Source organism: Streptomyces sp. DSM 120436, from assembly GCF_055778765.1.
In genome coordinates, this window is sequence record NZ_JBSKBS010000002.1 from 1,311,897 (window position 1) to 1,328,614 (window position 16,718).

At 73.6% G+C, this 16,718-nt stretch carries 15 protein-coding genes and 2 pseudogenes; 6 read left to right on the top strand and 11 right to left on the bottom strand.

What is annotated here, in order from left to right:
* Window position 1: 1 nt before the first annotated feature.
* Together ACWH4W_RS28025 and ACWH4W_RS28030 are read right to left on the bottom strand one after the other, a co-directional pair.
* Window positions 2-1,193: pseudogene (locus ACWH4W_RS28025) on the bottom strand (acyl-CoA dehydrogenase family protein).
* Between the two features lie 115 nt (window positions 1,194-1,308).
* Window positions 1,309-3,081, bottom strand: coding sequence for an MFS transporter (locus ACWH4W_RS28030; RefSeq protein ID WP_473078603.1), 1,773 nt, complete (start codon window positions 3,079-3,081; stop codon window positions 1,309-1,311).
* A 276-nt stretch (window positions 3,082-3,357) separates the two neighbouring features.
* On the opposite strand from ACWH4W_RS28030, the gene ACWH4W_RS28035 reads away from it, so the two are divergent.
* Together ACWH4W_RS28035 and ACWH4W_RS28040 are read left to right on the top strand one after the other, a co-directional pair.
* Window positions 3,358-4,638 (top strand): glycosyltransferase family 39 protein, encoded by a 1,281-nt coding sequence (locus tag ACWH4W_RS28035; RefSeq protein WP_473078604.1) that lies wholly within the window; start codon window positions 3,358-3,360, stop codon window positions 4,636-4,638.
* Window positions 4,639-4,867: 229 nt separating this feature from the next.
* Window positions 4,868-5,872 (top strand): phosphatase PAP2 family protein, encoded by a 1,005-nt coding sequence (locus tag ACWH4W_RS28040; RefSeq protein ID WP_473078605.1) that lies wholly within the window; start codon window positions 4,868-4,870, stop codon window positions 5,870-5,872.
* A gap of 61 nt (window positions 5,873-5,933) precedes the next feature.
* Here ACWH4W_RS28040 and ACWH4W_RS28045 read toward each other — a convergent pair whose 3' ends face one another.
* On the bottom strand, window positions 5,934-6,149 hold the full coding sequence (locus ACWH4W_RS28045; protein WP_290008236.1) for an I78 family peptidase inhibitor: 216 nt from the start codon (window positions 6,147-6,149) through the stop codon (window positions 5,934-5,936).
* A gap of 746 nt (window positions 6,150-6,895) precedes the next feature.
* Here ACWH4W_RS28045 and ACWH4W_RS28050 point away from each other — a divergent pair.
* Both ACWH4W_RS28050 and ACWH4W_RS28055 read left to right on the top strand, forming a co-directional pair.
* On the top strand, window positions 6,896-7,753 hold the full coding sequence (locus ACWH4W_RS28050; RefSeq protein ID WP_473078606.1) for a hypothetical protein: 858 nt from the start codon (window positions 6,896-6,898) through the stop codon (window positions 7,751-7,753).
* 160 nt (window positions 7,754-7,913) lie between these two features.
* Window positions 7,914-8,288, top strand: a complete 375-nt coding sequence (locus tag ACWH4W_RS28055) for a hypothetical protein (protein ID WP_473078607.1) — start codon at window positions 7,914-7,916, stop codon at window positions 8,286-8,288.
* A 71-nt stretch (window positions 8,289-8,359) separates the two neighbouring features.
* On the opposite strand, the gene der is transcribed toward ACWH4W_RS28055, so the two are convergent.
* The 5 genes from der to aroH form a co-directional block, all read right to left on the bottom strand.
* A complete protein-coding gene (gene der / locus ACWH4W_RS28060) occupies window positions 8,360-9,850 on the bottom strand; it encodes a ribosome biogenesis GTPase Der (RefSeq protein WP_473078608.1) in 1,491 nt (496 codons plus the stop codon).
* 75 nt (window positions 9,851-9,925) lie between these two features.
* Window positions 9,926-10,573: a lysophospholipid acyltransferase family protein gene (locus tag ACWH4W_RS28065; protein WP_473078609.1), complete on the bottom strand. Its 648-nt coding sequence runs from the start codon at window positions 10,571-10,573 to the stop codon at window positions 9,926-9,928.
* Window positions 10,570-11,256, bottom strand: a complete 687-nt coding sequence (cmk, locus tag ACWH4W_RS28070) for a (d)CMP kinase (protein WP_473078610.1) — start codon at window positions 11,254-11,256, stop codon at window positions 10,570-10,572. Before cmk ends, ACWH4W_RS28065 begins: the two co-directional genes overlap by 4 nt.
* Window positions 11,257-11,415: 159 nt before the next feature.
* On the bottom strand, window positions 11,416-12,501 hold the full coding sequence (locus ACWH4W_RS28075; protein ID WP_473078611.1) for a prephenate dehydrogenase: 1,086 nt from the start codon (window positions 12,499-12,501) through the stop codon (window positions 11,416-11,418).
* Window positions 12,498-12,860 carry a chorismate mutase gene (aroH, locus tag ACWH4W_RS28080; RefSeq protein ID WP_473078612.1) on the bottom strand — a complete coding sequence of 121 codons (363 nt, stop codon included), beginning with the start codon at window positions 12,858-12,860 and terminating at the stop codon, window positions 12,498-12,500. Before aroH ends, ACWH4W_RS28075 begins: the two co-directional genes overlap by 4 nt.
* A 192-nt stretch (window positions 12,861-13,052) precedes the next feature.
* On the opposite strand from aroH, the gene ACWH4W_RS28085 reads away from it, so the two are divergent.
* Both ACWH4W_RS28085 and ACWH4W_RS28090 read left to right on the top strand, forming a co-directional pair.
* On the top strand, window positions 13,053-13,472 hold the full coding sequence (locus ACWH4W_RS28085; protein WP_473078613.1) for a Rieske (2Fe-2S) protein: 420 nt from the start codon (window positions 13,053-13,055) through the stop codon (window positions 13,470-13,472).
* 22 nt (window positions 13,473-13,494) lie between these two features.
* Window positions 13,495-14,238, top strand: coding sequence for a nucleotidyltransferase domain-containing protein (locus tag ACWH4W_RS28090; protein WP_473078614.1), 744 nt, complete (start codon window positions 13,495-13,497; stop codon window positions 14,236-14,238).
* Here ACWH4W_RS28090 and ACWH4W_RS28095 read toward each other — a convergent pair.
* The 3 genes and pseudogenes from ACWH4W_RS28095 to ACWH4W_RS28105 all read right to left on the bottom strand — a co-directional run bounded on the left by ACWH4W_RS28095 (window position 14,164) and on the right by ACWH4W_RS28105 (window position 16,671).
* A pseudogene (locus tag ACWH4W_RS28095) lies at window positions 14,164-14,917 on the bottom strand (nucleotidyltransferase domain-containing protein). The gene ACWH4W_RS28090 and the pseudogene ACWH4W_RS28095 sit on opposite strands and share 75 nt — an antisense overlap.
* Before the next feature lie 3 nt (window positions 14,918-14,920).
* Window positions 14,921-15,943 carry an ADP-ribosylglycohydrolase family protein gene (locus ACWH4W_RS28100; RefSeq protein WP_473078615.1) on the bottom strand — a complete coding sequence of 341 codons (1,023 nt, stop codon included), beginning with the start codon at window positions 15,941-15,943 and terminating at the stop codon, window positions 14,921-14,923.
* Window positions 15,940-16,671, bottom strand: coding sequence for an NUDIX hydrolase (locus tag ACWH4W_RS28105; RefSeq protein ID WP_473078616.1), 732 nt, complete (start codon window positions 16,669-16,671; stop codon window positions 15,940-15,942). Before ACWH4W_RS28105 ends, ACWH4W_RS28100 begins: the two co-directional genes overlap by 4 nt.
* Between the last annotated feature and the right edge of the window lie 47 nt (window positions 16,672-16,718).

The window sequence follows — 16,718 nt, forward strand, 5'->3', positions numbered from 1 at the left end:
CCTACCGGAACGCGTCGATTCCGGTGAACGCCTTGCCCAGCACGAAGCTGGTGCATCTCCACGGTGCCCTCGTAGGTGAGCACCGACTCCAGGTTCGTCGCGTGCCGCATCACCGGGTACTCCAGTGAGATCCCGTTGGCCCCGAGAACGGTCCGGGCCGTACGGCAGATCTCGATCGCCTCGCGCACGTTGTTGAGCTTGCCGAAGCTGACCTGCTCGGGGCGCAGGCGGCCGGCGTCCATCCGCCGCCCCAGGTGATGGGCGAGCAGAATCCCCTTGTGCAGTTCCACCGCCATGTCGGCGAGTTTGGCCTGGGTGAGCTGGAAGCCGCCGATGGGCCGCCCGAACTGCTCCCGTGACTTCGCGTAGTCGACCGCCGCCTCGAAGCAGCTGCGCGCCGCGCCCATCGCGCCCCACACGATGCCGTACCGGGCGTGCGACAGACAGCTCAGCGGCCCCTTGAGCCCGGTCACCCCCGGCAGCACCGCGTCGGCGGGCAGCCGTACGTCGTCCATGACGAGTTCGCTGGTGACGGAGGCGCGCAGGGACCACTTGTGCGTGATCTCCGGCGCCGAGAAACCCGGGGTGCCGGCGGGCACGGCGAAGCCGCGGATGCCCTCGTCGGTCTGCGCCCACACCACGGCGACCCCGGCCACGGACCCGTTGGTGATCCACATCTTCCGGCCGTTCAGCACCCAGTCGGCGCCGTCCTTCTTGGCGTAGGTGCGCATCGACCCCGGGTCGGAGCCGTGGTCGGGCTCGGTCAGCCCGAAGCAGCCGATGACCTCGCCGGACGCCATCCGCGGCAGCCAGTGCCGCTTCTGCTCCTCGCTGCCGAAGCGGTGGATGGCGTACATGGCGAGGGAGCCCTGCACGGAGACCAGGGAGCGGATGCCGGAGTCGGCCGCCTCCAGCTCCAGACAGGCCAGCCCGTACTGGACGGCGCTCGCGCCCGCGCACCCGTAGCCGTCGAGGGACATGCCGAGCGCGCCGATACCGCCGAGTTCCCGGGCGAGCTCCCGGATGCCCGGCAGCTCGCCCTTCTCGTACCAGTCCGCCACGTACGGCAGCACGCGGTCCGCCGCCCATCCGCGCACCGTGTCCCGGATCGCCAGGTCCTCCGGCTCCAGCAGGTCGTCGAGGCCGAGCGGGTCGGCGGGGTCGAACGCGGGCGGCTTCGCGGACGCGGCCATGGGGGCACCCTCCGGGGGCTGGTCATCCGGTACGTCGACTAGCACTGCCAGTCAGGCTCGGGCCGACGTTACGACGCGGTTCCTCCGCCGTCCACCCCGGCCCGTGGTGCGTGCCTCACACCCGCACGCCGGGCCCGCGGGACTCCCGCTGCGCGGGCATGTGCACGGGTCCGCTCCCGGCACCGGCACCGGGAGCCGCCTCGGGGTCGGCTCCGGGGCCCGCTCCGTCGGCGGCCTCGGGAACGACGCCGGGTCCGGTCCCGGAGGGAACGTCGGGGGCAGCACCGGACGCGACCTCGGGGGTGGCCGACAAGGCGGGTCCGGGTCCGGTCCCGGAGGGGGTTTCCGGGGTGGGGTCGCAGTGCATCAGGCGGGGCAGGCGCAGGGCCATCGCCGCGCCGGCCAGCAGCAGGCCCGCGCTGACCAGGAGCGTCACGTGCAGGCCGTGCACGAAGGCGTGGCGCGCGGCGTGGCGCAGCGTCTCCCCCGCGGGGCCGCCGAGCCGTGCCGCCACCTCGTACGCCTCGCCCAGCGAGTGCGCCGCCGCGGCGGACGCCGCGGCGGGGACCCCGGGGACCTGGGAGAGGCCGGGCGCGTAGGCCGCGTTCATCACGCTGCCGAGCAGCGCGATGCCGATGCCCGCGCCGAGCTGGTAGGACGTCTCGCCGATCGCCGCCGCCCCGCCGGCCTGTTCCTGCGGCGCCTCGCTGAGCATCGACTCGTACGCGCCGAACAGGGTGGTCTCCAGGCCGAAGCCGAGCAGCACGAACCCGCAGAGCAGCAGCGGGGCGTTGTCCTGGCCGCCCATCGCCGTCAGCAGCAGCACCGCCCCGGCCGTGAGGCAGAAGCCGTACGAGACCATGCGCCGGGGGCCGAACCGGCGCAGCATCCGCGCGCCCGCCAGCCCCGCGGCCATCGCCGCGAAGGTGAGCGGCACCAGCCGCAGTCCGGTCTCCAGCGGGGACAGCCCCAGCACGAGCTGGAGGTACTGCGCGGCGATCAGTTCGAGGCCCACCAGGGCGAGCATGGCCAGCACGATGCAGCCGACCGAGGTGCTGAACGCGGGCCGGGAGAACATCCGCAGGTCGAGCAGCGGATGCTCGCGGCGTCGCTGCCGGCGGACGAACAGCACCAGCAGCGCGCCCCCGGCGGCCAGCGGCACGAGCGTGCCCGGGCCGAGTTCGCCGGTGCCGAGCCGCTTCACGCCGAGGACCACCGCGAAGAGTCCGGCGGCGGCCGTCAGCGCACCGGCCACGTCCCAGGGGCCGTCGCCGTCGCCCTTCGACTCGGGCAGCAGGATCCGCCCGACGGGCAGGCTGACCAGCATCAGCGGGATGTTGACCAGGAAGACCGAGCCCCACCAGAAGTGCTCCAGCAGGAAGCCGCCGAGCAGCGGTCCGACCGCGGCGCCCACGGCGGCGACGGCGCTCCAGACGCCGATGGCGAGCGCCCGCTCGCGGCGGTCGGGGAAGACCTGGCGCAGGATCGACAGCGTGGCCGGCATGATCATCGCGCCGCCGACACCGAGCAGCACCCGCGCCGCGATCAGCAGGGGGGCGGTGTCCGCGAAGGCCGCCATGGCCGAGGCGACGCCGAACAGGGCGTAGCCGAGGAGGAGGACGCGTCTGCGGCCGACCCGGTCGCCCAGGGTGCCGAACAGGATGAGCAGCGAGGCGCAGACCAGCGGATAGGCGTCGACGATCCAGAGCAGTTCCACCGCGCCGGGCTTGAGGTCCTCGGTGACGGCGGGGACGGCCACGTGCAGCACGGTGGCGTCGACGGCGACCAGCAGCAGGCTGACGCAGAGGACGACGAGCACCACCCACCGGTTGGCACCGGCCCCGGCCGCCCTACGGCGCAGCGCGGCGGCCGTGGTCGTCCCGGACATGTACGTACCTCCCAGAAGTTCCCTCGCGGTGCCGCGGGCGCACGGGGTGGGGGACTTCCCCGTGTCTCGGCCGGAGAGGAGCGGTCGCCTCCGGCCCGCGCGGCGAACGGCGAGTGACACGTCAGAGTACGCGAGTGAACGCTGAGGTCGAGTGGCGGACCTCTCAACCTCGCGGCCGATCGGTGTGGCGTACACCACTCCCCCGCCCGCTCCTTCCCGCCCGGTGCGCGCACCGTCGCGGGCGGGCCGGTTCCGGGCCGGGTCGATAATCGGCGCGTGACCGATCTCGAGACGCGTGCCGCCGCGGCCCGCCCCGGAGTTCTGCGCCGGGCCGCCCCGGCGCTCCTCGGGTACGCCGCCGTGCGCGCCCTGGGCCTGGCCGTCCTGGCCCTGTGGAGCGAGGCGCGCGGCAAGAGCGCGTACACCTTGCTGACCGCCCGCTGGGACTCCCTCTGGTACACGAGGGTGGCCGAGCTGGGGTACGGCTACGAGGTGCGGCTGCCAGGCGGCTACGTGCACTCCAACCTGGCCTTCTTCCCGCTGCTGCCGTGGCTGGAGCGGCTGGCCGCGGCGGTGTCCCCGCTGTCGTACGCCGACGGCGGGTTCGTGGTGAGCCTGCTCGCCTCGCTCGCCGCGGCCTGGGGGATCTTCGCCGTGGCCGACCATCTGTACGGACGGCGGGCCGGGGTGTGCGCGGTGCTGCTGTGGGCGGTGCTGCCGGTCGGGGTCGTGCAGTCGATGGCGTACAGCGAGTCGCTGTTCACGGCGCTGGCGGCCTGGGCGCTGTACGCGGTGCTGACGGGACGCTGGGTGACGGCGGGCCTGCTGGCGGGGCTGGCGGGGCTGACCCGGCCGGTGGGGCTCGCGGTGGTCGCGGCGGTGTGGGCGGCCGGCGCCGTCGCCTTCCTGCGGGAGCGCTCCGGTTCCCCCTTCGTGGGGGACGGCAGTGCGGTACCGGCGGGCGGCGCACGCGGCGGCGGCCGCGCCGGCCCGCCGCCGGACGCCCCGCGTACGGGCGCACCGGACAGCGCCCTGCCAAGGCCGCACGCCCCCGGTGTGCGCCTGCGCCGGGTGTTCGGGATGCTGCTCGCGCCCCTCGGAGCCGCCGGTTACGTGCTGTGGGTCGGACAGCGGACCGGGGACGGCCCGCTGGGCTATCTGGACGTGCAGGCCGGCTGGCGCAACGGCTTCGACGGCGGCTACGCCTTCGCCCGGTTCGTCGCCGGCAGGTTCACGTCGTTCCCGTCGGTCCTCGCCGGGATCGCGCTGGTGCTCGGCGTGGCCCTGGTGATCCGGCTCCACGTCCTCTGCGTACGGCAGCGCCAGCCGCTCCCGCTCCTGGTGTACGCCGGCACGGTGACCGCGCTCGCCCTGTGCGCGTCGAGCTACTTCGGGTCGAAACCGCGGCTGCTGATGCCGGCCTTCCCGCTGCTCCTGCCGCTCGCCCTGGCCCTGGCCCGGGCGCGGACGCGCCCGCTCGCGGCGGGGCTGGGGGCGGTCGCGGCGGCTTCAGCGGCGTACGGCGCCTTCTGGCTCAACGGGTCGGGACCGCCCTGACCCCACGCGCGGCCGGCCGGTGAGCGGCGGGAGAATTGCGCACGAGCCCCGGGTGAACCATTTCGGAAGGCCGATAAACCCGGCGCACGGCATGACCAAAACAATTGCGCGCGGGAGTTCGGATTCGCCGGAAATAAAGGCCCGGCTGAGAGGAATGCCACATCACATCGTCATCACAAAGCCGCTGAATCGTCGGGGTTGCGCACTCACTCGCTGTAACGTCGATTGGGTGCGTACCGATCGGAGTCACACCCGTCTGGACCGGGTGTTCGCGAGGCTGGACCGTGAGCCGGAGCGACCGGCCCACGTCGGCATGCCGCGAATGAGCCGGCACCGGATCGTGCTCCTCGGCGCGACCCTGGCCTTCTACGTGGCGATCGTGTGGGCCGTGGTGGTCACCTCCTGGCTGGTCCGTCTGGACTGGCAGCTCATGTTCTTCCGCCCCTACCAGCAGTGGCCGGAGCTGCACGCCTTCGTCGACTACTACGTGGTGCTGGGCCAGCGCGGCCCCACCGCCGTGATGGTCGCCGCCTGGCTGGGCTGGCGCTCCTGGCGGCAGCACACCCTGCGCCCGCTGCTCGCCCTCGGCGTCTCCCTGCTGCTGCTCAACGTCACGGTGGGGGCCGCGAAGTACGGCATGGGGCGCCTCGGACCGCATTACGCGACCGAGATCGGCTCGAACGAGATGTGGCTCGGCGGCGATATATTTCCCAGCGGCCACACCGCGAACGCCGTGGTGACCTGGGGCATCCTGGCCTACATGGCCTCCACGCCACGGGCTCGCCGATGGCTGTCGGCGCTGTCCGCGGTGACGTCCCTGGGCGTCGGCCTGTCCACCGTGTACATCGGCACCCACTGGCTGAGCGACGTGCTGCTGGGCTGGGCGGCGGGCCTGCTGATCCTGCTGGCGCTGCCCTGGTTCGAGCCGCTGATCGCGCGGACCGAGGCACGGATCCTCGCCCTGCGGGACCGGCTGCTCGACCGCCGCGAGGCCAAGGCGCCTGCGCCCGCTCCGGCCGGCCGGCCCGTCGTGGTCCGGCCGCTCGCCGAGCGCGCCGCCGACACGGTGCACGAGGCGGTCCCGGCCGGACGCGCGCCCCGGTCACCGGTCTACCTCGCGCCCGGCCCGCACACCAGCCGATCCGAGCGCTCCCCGGTGACTCCCGCGGGCAGCAGGCGGCCGCAGCACACCGACCGCCACCCGCGCGGGACGACGTCGGCGCCACGCCCCTGACGGCCCCCGGACGTGTCGACGGCCCCGGACCTCCGCGGAGGTCCGGGGCCGTCGACACGTCTCAGCCCTTCCAGGCCCGCGCCACCCGGCCGCCCTTCACCTCGAAGTTCAGCCGGCCCACGCGGTACTCCATGGTGACGATCGTCCCCGGTTCCAGGGCCCGCACCGAGGACCAGCCGCGCTCACGCGCGAGGTGCTCGGCCCGGTCGGCGGCGAGGCCGACATAGGCGTCCGGATCGTCGCGGGGCTCCGTGGGGGGTGTCGGAATGGGTGCCATGCGACCACGCTATGCCCTGGCCCCGCAACGGGGAAGTCCGCGCCGGAGGCCGGGGGCCAGGGGCGTGCGCGGTCACACTTGTGTCACAGGATCACGACGGCTCCGTACGGGCGGCGGTCACCCGAAAGGGCGGTTCCGCCCCTCCGCCCACAGGCATTCGGAGGGAATTCCCGGTACCGGTTCGCCGTCCCGACAAACCTCGTGAGAAATGCGTCGCGTGAGGTATTCCGGCGCGTCTTCGCGGCGCATTCCCGGCCGGGCCCGGTCGGTCCGTGAAGCCGATGTGTGCAAAACGTGTCCCATTCCGTCACATGGTGCGCCACCCCCTCGGCGGCAGCGGTCGCGGCACGGGCGTCGCGCCGACGGGCGCTGTCGGCAGATGCGGACACGGAGGTCCTGCCCGAGGGCCGGGGCCCATGTCCGGCCCGCTGGGAGCATCCGAAGCACCGGCGATTTTCGGCCACCCATTTAATTGCGTGATTTCCGGATTTGTCGACCACGCCTCCGGGTGGGGCGTGAGCCGCTTCACTCCGCCAAACCCCCTGTCCATGTGGCCAGTTGACGCTGAATGCCGCGTCCCGCACCGGCTGTGGTCCTGTGCGCTGGATGGTTCGATTCCGTTCGTCACAAGGCGTGACTCCCGCCACGGATCGCCCGTTGTCTTCTTCATGAGCCGGGGACCCACCCGGACCACGGGCCGGGAGCCACCCGGCCTCGCCACGCACCGCATCCCGAGGGAGCCACCCGTGCCGCGCATGCTCGACGTCAGCGACGAGGTACGCGCCGAGATCGGCGACGAAGAAGCAGCCCGCCTGCTCGCCGGAGAGTCCGCTCCGGGCAGTTACGACTGCACCTCCTGCCGTACCCCGGGCGACTCGGAGCAGGAGCGCACCAGCACCGTCCTGTTCGTCGGCGACGAGACCGCCGTGCTCGCCTTCGCCCACGCCACCTGTCTGCCCTCGCAGGTCGTCCAGGTCACCGAGGAACAGCTCCAGGGCGCCGTACGGGCCATCGACGGCGCCGGGGCGGAGCCGCAGCAACAGTTTCAGCAGCCGGTCCAGCAGCAGGTCCCGCAGCCGCATCAGACCCAGCAGCCTCAGCAACCCCAGCAGTCCCCGAACCTCGTGCCCGAGCAGGCGGTGCTCGGGGTGACCAGCGGACTGGTGCTCATCCAGGACGAGCTGCACCCGGCCCTGGTGGTCGAGCCGACCGCCCCGGTCGCCCGGCCCGGCACGCTCGGCCCCGGCGACGACTTCCTGCCGCTGCTGATCGAGCAGGGCTTCATGCCGCTGACCGAGCTGACGGTCGTGCCGCCGGTGCTGCACGGGTGGTCGGTGCTGCTCGCCGCGGGGCAGCTGCACGCCGTGCTCCAGCCGAACCCGAACGGCGGCCGTCCGGTGGCCTGGTGGCAGGCGCACCAGCCGCTTCAGGTCACCGACGGGTGGCGGGCGGCGGCGAACAAGCACCAGCAGGTGCTGATGTTCGCCGCTCCCGTCGGCTCCATCGGGCGACAGCCCCGTGAGGACCTGATGCGCGATGCGTTGGACAAGGCCGCGGCCAACGGGAAGCTGGTGACTGCGGCGTTGCCGCTCGCGGGGATCTGACGCGGCGATTCGGCGGGGGCGCTCCTCGAAGCACGTCGGCTGACGGCGCGCGGGGGCCGGTCGCGCGGTTCCCCGCGCCCCTGAGGAGCCGATCGGGGTGCGGCCTGCGAAAACTCGGGGCGGGCCGCATCCCTTGTGGCACGGGGTCGTTTGGACATACGTGCACGCATATGACGCTCCCCACCGCCAGTCCCTCGCCTCGGTCCCCGCCCCCGTGCGCCCGGCGCGGGACACCCGGAGCGGCCACTCGGCCACGCCGATCTACGACGCTCTCTACGCCGAGTACGTCAAGTCCTTCCGCACGCTGCCGGGCGACCGCAGCGGCGAGGAGGACTGGGGCTTCACCGCCTTCGGGAACATCCCGCACAGTACGGGCGCGTACCGGGACCACAGCCCCGGATCGTTCACCGCCTCCCTCAGCCGGCCCGCCGTGGCACCGCCCCAGTGGCAGCGCGTGGGCACGGTCGGTCACGGGGCGAACGAGATGCACCACGTACCGGCCGGGCTGCCCCCGGCCCCCCGCAGCGGGGTCTGACGCAGCGCGACGGACAGACCGAGGGGGCGGTCCCGCGGGACCGCCCCCTCGTCACGTCCAGCGGCAGGCGGCTACTTCTTCCGCCCGCGCTTCTCCCGCACCCGCACCGAGATGTGGATCGGCGTCCCCTCGAAGCCGAACTCCTCGCGCAGCCGGCGCTCGATGAAGCGCCGGTAGCCCGCCTCGATGAAGCCGGAGGCGAACAGCACGAACCGCGGCGGCTTGGTGCCGGCCTGGGTGCCGAACAGGATGCGCGGCTGCTTGCCGCCCCGCACCGGGTGCGGGTGGGCGGCGACCAGCTCGCCGAGGAAGGCGTTCAGGCGGCCCGTCGGGACGCGGGTCTCCCAGCCCGCCAGCGCGCTCTCGATCGCCGGGACCAGCTTCTCCATGTGGCGGCCGGTGCGTGCCGAGACGTTGACCCGCGGCGCCCACGCCACCTGGCCGAGCTCCGTCTCGATCTCCCGCTCCAGGTAGTAGCGGCGCTCCTCGTCGAGGGTGTCCCACTTGTTGAAGGCGAGGACGAGCGCGCGGCCCGCCTCGACGGCCATGGTGACGATGCGCTGGTCCTGCACCGAGATGGACTCGGAGGCGTCGATGAGGACCACGGCCACCTCCGCCTTCTCGACGGCCGCGGCGGTGCGCAGCGAGGCGTAGTAGTCGGCGCCCTGCTGGAGGTGGACCCGCTTGCGGATGCCCGCCGTGTCGACGAACTTCCAGGTCTTGCCGCCCAGTTCGATCATCTCGTCGACCGGGTCGCGGGTGGTGCCGGCGAGTTCGTTGACGACGACCCGCTCCTCCCCCGCGACCTTGTTCAGCAGCGAGGACTTGCCGACGTTGGGCCGGCCGATCAGGGCGACGCGGCGCGGGCCGCCGACGGCCGTGCCGAAGGTCTGCGCGGGGGCCTCGGGCAGCGCCTCGAGGACCTGGTCCAGCATGTCGCCGGTGCCCCGGCCGTGCAGCGCGGAGACCGGGTACGGCTCGCCCAGGCCCAGGGACCACAGGTAGGCCGCGTCGGCCTCGCCGCTCGGGCCGTCCACCTTGTTGGCGCACAGCACGACCGGCTTGCCCGCCTTGCGCAGCAGGCGGACGACGGCCTCGTCGGTGTCCGTGGCGCCGACCTTGGCGTCCACCACGAAGACGACCGCGTCGGCCGCCTCGATGGCGTACTCGGCCTGCGCGGCGACGGAGGCGTCGATGCCGAGGACGTCCTGCTCCCAGCCGCCGGTGTCGACGACCTTGAAGCGGCGGCCCGCCCACTCGGCCTCGTAGGTGACCCGGTCGCGGGTGACGCCCGGCTTGTCCTCGACGACCGCCTCACGGCGGCCGATGATGCGGTTCACCAGGGTCGACTTGCCGACATTGGGGCGGCCGACGACGGCGAGCACCGGGAGCGGGCCGTGGCCCGCCGCCTCGAGGGCGCCCTCGACGTCCTCGAGGTCGAAGCCCTCCTCCGCGGCGAGCTCCATGAACTCCGCGAACTCGGCATCGCCCAGCGCCCCGTGATCGTGCTCGTGCGCAGCGTCGTGCGCGTCCGAGCCGCCGGGCTCGATGTGGTCGTTCATGAAGTCCGTACCTCGTCGTTCATCGTGGTGATCGGTGGAACCCCGCGGGACGGAGATCCACTACTCAAGTGTCGCTCAGCGGCCGGTGAGACGCCTGGCGTTCTCCAGGTGGGCCGTGAGCTGCTTCTGGATGCGTTCCGTGGCCTCGTCCAGCGCCTTGCGCGTACGTCTCCCGCTGCCGTCGCCCGCGTCGAACGGGTCGCCGAAGACGACGTCGACGCGGGAGCGCAACGGGGGCAGTGCCCTTATCAACCGGCCGGGCCGGTCGGAACTTCCCAGGACGGCGACCGGCACGATCGGCGCTCCACCGCGCACCGCGAAGTACGCGAGGCCGGCGCGGATCGAGGCGAAGTCGCCCTCACCGCGGGTGCCCTCGGGGAAGATGCCGAGGACGCCGCCCTGTTCCAGCACGCCCAGCGCCCGCGCGATCGCGGTGCGGTCGGTGGTGTCCCGGTCGACCTTCACCTGGCCGATGCCGGTCAGGAACGGGTCGAGCGGGCCGACGAACGCCTCCTTCTTGATCAGGAAGTGCGTCGGCCGGGGCGCCACGCCCATGACCATGGGCCCGTCGATGTTGTGCGCGTGGTTGACGGCGAGGATCAGCGGGCCGGCCGCGGGGACCCGCCAGGAGCCCAGCACGCGCGGCCTCCACAGCCCGTACATCAGGCCGACGCCGATGCGTCGCCCGACCTCGGCGCCCCGCGGTGAGGGAACGTCGGTCACTTCCCCGCCCGCTTCTCCTCGACGAGGGTGACGACGCACTCGATGACCTGCTGCAGGGTCAGGTCGGTGGTGTCCACCTCGACGGCGTCGTCGGCCTTGGCCAGCGGGGAGGTCTTGCGGCTGGAGTCGGCCGCGTCCCGCTTGATCAGGGCCTCGCGGGTGCTGTGCAGGTCGGCGCCCTCGAGCTCGCCGCTGCGGCGGGCGGCGCGGGCCTCCGGGGAGGCCGTGAGGAAGATCTTCAGGTCGGCGTCGGGGAGCACCGTGGTGCCGATGTCGCGGCCCTCGACGACGATGCCGGTGACGGCGGACGCGGCGATGGCGCGCTGCAGCTCGGTGATCCGGGCGCGCACCTCGGGCACCGCGCTGACCGCGCTGACCTTGGAGGTGACGTCCTGCTCGCGGATCGGTCCGGCCACGTCCACGCCGTCGACGGTGATCGTCGGCTCCGTGGGGTCGGTGCCGGAGAGGATGTCGGGCTTGGCGGCCGCGGCGGCGACCGCGGCCGCGTCCGCTATGTCGATGTTGTTGTTCACCATCCACCAGGTGATCGCCCGGTACTGGGCGCCGGTGTCCAGGTAGCTCAGGCCGAGCTGCGCCGCCACGGCCTTCGACGTGCTCGACTTGCCCGTGCCGGAGGGACCGTCGATGGCGACGATCACGGGCTTGGCGGCGCCGTTTTCCACGGAGGAACACCTTCCTGGTGCGGTGGGGTGGGGTGTGCGGGGCGCGGACACGCCCCGCACCAGATTACTGGCTCCCGGGAACCCCTCCGACATGCGGACACCCTCCCCCTCCCTGGGAGACGGGCGGGAGGGACGGGGAGAGGTGCGGGGAGAGGGGCGTCACTGCCGGATCGCCCAGCCCCGCTCCCGCAGCGCGGCCGTGAGGACCGGGGCGGCCTTGGGCTCGACCATGAGCTGGATGAGGCCGGCCTGCTGTCCGGTGGCGTGCTCGATGCGGACGTCCTCGATGTTGACCCCGGCGCGCTCGGCGTCGGCGAAGATGCGGGCGAGCTGGCCCGGCTGGTCGTCGATGAGCACGGCGACGGTCTCGTAGACGCGCGGGGCGGAGCCGTGCTTGCCGGGGACGCGGACCTGACCGGCGTTGCCGCGGCGCAGCACGTCCTCGATTCCGGTGGCGCCCTCGCGGCGCTTGTGCTCGTCGGAGGACTCCAGCGCGCGCAGGGCGCGGACGGTCTCCTCCAGGTCGGCGGCGACGTCGGCGAGCAGGTCGGCGACCGGTCCGGGGTTGGCGGAGAGGATGTCGATCCACATGCGCGGGTCGGAGGCGGCGATCCGGGTCACGTCCCGGATGCCCTGCCCGCACAGCCGTACGGCGGCCTCGTCGGCGTGTTCCAGGCGGGCGGCGACCATGCTGGACACCAGGTGCGGCATGTGGGAGACGAGGGCCACGGCGCGGTCGTGGGCGTCGGCGTCCATGACGACCGGCACGGCCCGGCAGTGCGAGACCAGTTCCAGGGCGAGGTTGAGGACCTCGGTGTCGGTGTCGCGGGTGGGGGTGAGCACCCAGGGGCGGCCCTCGAAGAGGTCGCCGGTGGCGGCCAGCGGGCCGGACTTCTCCCGCCCGGACATGGGGTGGGTGCCGAGGTACGGGGTGAGGTCGAGCCCGCGCGCCTGGAGCTCGCGGCGCGGTCCGCCCTTGACGCTGGCGACGTCGACGTAGCCGCGTGCCAGGCCGCGCCGCATGGCGTCGGCGAGCACGTCGGCCACGTGCGCGGGCGGGGCGGCGACGACGGCGAGGTCCACCGGCCCGTCGGGCGCCTCGTCGGTGCCGGCGCCGAGGGCGGCGGCGGTACGGGCCTGCCCGGGGTCGTGGTCGGCGAGGTGGACGGCGACGCCCCGCCGGGACAGGGCGAGGGCGGCGGACGTGCCGATCAGTCCGGTGCCGATGACGAGGGCGGTTCTCACTGGGCGATGTCCTTGCGGAGGGCGGCCGCGGCGCCGAGGTAGACGTGGGTGATCCCGGAGCGGGGCTTGTCGGACTCGACGTGCGCGAGGAGGCGGACGACGCGGGGCATGGCGCCCTCGACGGCGAGTTCCTGGGCGCAGATGAGGGGCACGTCGACGATGCCCAGCTTGCGGGCGGCGGCGGCCGGGAAGTCGCAGCGCAGGTCGGGCGTGGCCGTGAACCAGATGCTGATCAGGTCGTCCGTGTGCAGCTCGTTGCGCTCCAGCACCGCGGTGAGCAGGGCTGAGACCCGCTCCTCCATGTGACCGGCCTCGTCCCGCTCCAACTGGACGGCCCCCCGGACCGCGCGTACCGCCACGACGATGCTCCTTGCTGACGTGCGTAAAGGCTGTTCGGTCGTCCAGCGTAGTCAGGGGCGGTCCGGACCGGCGCGGGGCGACCGCCCGCTGAGACGGGCGGTGTGCGCCGCGGGTGACGTTTCGCCGGTATCGCTTCTCCTGTGCCGTATCCGGTGTCAGGATGCGGCGACGGCGATCTCGGGAGCGACGACATGACCCCACACACTTCACGCCGCACCGTCCTGCTCGCGTCGGGCGCGGCCGCGCTGGCGGCGGGCTGCGGCTCGGACGACGGCGGCGGGGGCGGCGCGTCCCCGGACACGGCGGCGCCGGACGGGTCCGCCGGGCAGGAGCTGCTGCCGGCCGCCGACGTCCCGGTGGGCGGTGGCAGGATCCTCGGCGCGGAGAAGATCGTGGTCACCCAGCCCGAGCAGGGGGTCTTCAAGGCGTTCTCGGCGGTCTGCACCCATCAGAACTGCCTGGTCTCCGACGTCTCGGACGGCACGGTCAACTGCGCCTGCCACAACAGCCGCTTCAGCATCACGGACGGCTCGGTGGAGCGGGGCCCGGCGACCGAGCCGCTGCCCGAGGAACGGATCACGGTGGACGGACATACGGTTCGCCGGGCGTGATCCGCCGCGTACGCTCCCGGGCATGCGCCCCGAGAGCCTGGTCACGGACCACACGATCTACGCCTGTGTGATGGGCTCCCGTGCCTTCGGTCTGGCCACGGAGGGCAGCGACACCGACCGGCGGGGCGTGTTCCTCGCGCCCACTCCCCTGTTCTGGGGCTTCGAGAAGCCGCCCCCGCACGTGGAGGGGCCGGCCGAGGAGCAGTTCAGCTGGGAGCTGGAGCGCTTCTGCGAGCTGGCCCTGCGCGGCAACCCGAACATCCTGGAGTGCCTGCACTCCCCGCTGGTGGAGCACGCCGACGCCACCGGCCGCGAGCTGCTGTCGCTGCGCGGCGCGTTCCTCTCCCGCACGGTCCACGACACGTTCGTCCGGTACGCCCACGGCCAGCGCCGCAAACTGGACGCCGACCTCCGCTCCCACGGCGCCCCGCGCTGGAAGCACGCGATGCACCTGCTCCGCCTGCTGATGACCGCCCGTGACCTGCTGCGCACGGGCGTCCTCACGGTCGACGTGGGCGAGCGGCGCGAGGAACTGCTCGCGGTGAAGCGCGGCGAGGTGCCGTGGCCCGAGGTCGAGGCCCGCATGAACCGCCTGGTCCGCGAGGCCGAGGAGGCGGCGGCGCGCAGCCCCCTCCCGGCGGAACCGGACCGCCGCCGGGTCGAGGCCTTCCTGGTCCGCGCCCGCCGCGCCTCAGCCCTCCAGCCGTACCCGCGCGAGGAGGTCGTGCAGGGCGTCGTGCCCGCCGGGGGCGCCGGGGAGGGCTGACGCGGCCTGCGCGGCGTCCAGCACCCCGTGCAGCCGCTCCACGTCGGCCCGCACCCGGTCCCGGTCGACGCCCGCGTCCCCGTGCTCCCGCTCCGCCTTGGCGGCGATCAGCTCCGCCAGGTACCCGGGCGCCTCGGTCACCTCCTCGGCGAGGGTGGGCAGGTGCGCCCGCACCTGGCCGGCCCGCATGAGGCGGATGCCGGTGAGCAGCACCCGGAAGGTGGGGAGCAGCGGTTTCAGCTCGCCGTTCTTCTCGAACAGCCGCCACTGCGTGCCCGCGAAGCCCCGGTAGTGGTGGGCGTGGTGGCTGGTGAGCACCCCGGGGGGCGAGCCCGGTCAGCTCCTGGTGCGCCCCGGCGGTGTGCACGACCAGCGGGGACAGCAGGTGCTCGAGGACGTAACCGTTGCGGCGCAGCATCAGGCGGACGAACGTGCGCAGGGCGTGGGTGACCAGGTCCATCTCGACGCCGTCGCGGTCCCACATCCGGGACCGGGTCTCCTCCGGTTCCCGCAGTCCGACGAGGGCGGCGGCCGGGAGGAGGTGGGCGCCGCGCAGGTCCACGTCGGAGTCGCGGGACGGGAAGCCGTGGAGGTGCGCGCCGCAGACCGTGGCGAACAGCACCGGGTCGGGCTGCTGCCCGATCACCGGGCGCAGGTCGAGGCCGCGGGCGTCGGTCATCGCTCAGGCGTCCCAGAGGGCGCCGAGGGACAGCAGCTCGTCCCGGTACTCGATGCGGGCCGTCCAGTCGGCGGGCCAGGCGTCCGCGCCGAGGTACGCGCCGGCGAAGGCGCCGGCCAGGCAGGCGATCGAGTCGGAGTCGCCGGAGGTGCAGGCGGCCCGGCGCAGGGCCGTCAGCGGCTCGTCGACGAAGAGGAGGAAGCAGAGCAGGCCGGTCGCCAGGGCCTCCTCGGCGATCCAGCCCTCGCCGGTGGCCCGGCACGGGTCGGTCTCCGGGGAGACGGTCCGCGCGGCCTCCTGGAGACGGCCCAGGATCTCCAGGCACTCGTCCCAGCCGCGCGCGATGAAGTGCTCCGGGGAGGGGTCCTGGGAGCGGGTCCACAGGTCGCCGAGCCAGGGCTCGTGGTAGCGGGTGCGGTTCTCGTAGGCGTAGGAGCGCAGCAGCCCGATCAGGCCGGTCGGTTCGGCGCCCTGGGCGAGCAGCCGTACGGCGTGGGCGGTGAGGTCGGAGGCGGCGAGCGCGGTGGGGTGCCCGTGGGTGAGGGCGGACTGCAACTGGGCGGCGCCGGCGCGCTGTTCGTCGGTGAGGCCGGGGGCCAGCCCGAGGGGGGCGACGCGCATGTTGGCGCCGCAGCCCTTGGAGTGGATCCGGCTGGCGTCCTGCCAGGGCCGGTCCTCGCGGGACAGCAGCCGGCAGGCCTCGAGGCAGGTGTTGCCGGGGGCGCGGTTGTTCTCCGGTGAGCGCCACCACTCCACGAACTCCTCGCGCACCGGCCGCTCCAGGTGCTCGGGGGTGAGCGTCCCCCGGTCCATGGCGGTGCGCAGGCCCCGTCCGAGCGCGAGCGTCATCTGCGTGTCGTCGGTGACGACCGCCGGCTTCGGCAGCTCCGTCCCCCGCCAGTCGCCGTACGCGGCGAGGATCGAGGGGACGTCCTTGAACTCGGTGGGGAAGCCGAGGGCGTCCCCGAGGGCGAGTCCGGTGAGCGCTCCGGTCGCGGCGCGCTTGGTGACGGTGGTCGTGGTCATGCGGGACGTCCTTCCGGGGTGGGCCGGAGCAGCGGCGGGTGGAGGGCGGCGGCGGCGCCCGCGCGGTACAGCGCGGCGGGCTTGCCCCGGCCGCCGGTGAGACGCGCGGCGCCGGGGACGGCCTCGACGAAGCCGGGGGTGGCGAGGACCTTGCGCCGGAAGTTGGGGCGGTCCAGGGTCGTGCCCCAGACGGTCTCGTAGACCTGCTGGAGCTCCCCGAGGGTGAACTGGGGCGGGCAGAACGCGGTCGCGAGGCCGGTGTACTCGAGCTTGGCGCCGATCCGGTCCCGCGCGTCGGCGAGGATCCGGTCGTGGTCGAAGGCGAGGTCCCGCGCCGCGTCGTACGGCGTCCAGCGGGCCTGGGCCGCGTCGCCGCCGCCGTGCGCCTCGGGGGCGTCGGGCAGCAGCGCGGCGAAGGCGACGGAGACCACGCGCATCCGGGGGTCCCGGTCCGGTTCGCTGTAGGTGCGCAGCTGCTCCAGGTGCGGTCCGGTGACGTCCGTCAGGCCGGTCTCCTCGCCCAGTTCGCGCCGGGCGGCGCGCTCCGCGGACTCGTCGGGCCGCAGAAAGCCCCCGGGCAGCGCCCAGCGCCCCGCGTACGGCTCCTGGCCGCGTTCGACGAGCAGGACGTGCAGGGCGCCCTCGCGGATCGTGAACACGGCGAGGTCGACGGTCACGGCGAAGGGCTCGAAGGCGTGCTTGTCGTAGCCGTCCACGACGACCTCCACCCCCTTTAATAGTCAGTGCGACTATTAAAGGGGGTGGAGGCGCGGAA

Excerpts from the sequence above, each read along its gene's own strand:
- ACWH4W_RS28085 (WP_473078613.1), top strand. The coding sequence starts at position 13,053 with ATGACCCCACACACTTCACGCCGCACCGTCCTGCTCGCGTCGGGCGCG.
- ACWH4W_RS28045 (WP_290008236.1), bottom strand. The coding sequence starts at position 6,149 with ATGGCACCCATTCCGACACCCCCCACGGAGCCCCGCGACGATCCGGAC.
- ACWH4W_RS28100 (WP_473078615.1), bottom strand. The coding sequence starts at position 15,943 with ATGACCACGACCACCGTCACCAAGCGCGCCGCGACCGGAGCGCTCACC.
- der (WP_473078608.1), bottom strand. The coding sequence starts at position 9,850 with ATGAACGACCACATCGAGCCCGGCGGCTCGGACGCGCACGACGCTGCG.
- ACWH4W_RS28030 (WP_473078603.1), bottom strand. The coding sequence starts at position 3,081 with ATGTCCGGGACGACCACGGCCGCCGCGCTGCGCCGTAGGGCGGCCGGG.
- ACWH4W_RS28090 (WP_473078614.1), top strand. The coding sequence starts at position 13,495 with ATGCGCCCCGAGAGCCTGGTCACGGACCACACGATCTACGCCTGTGTG.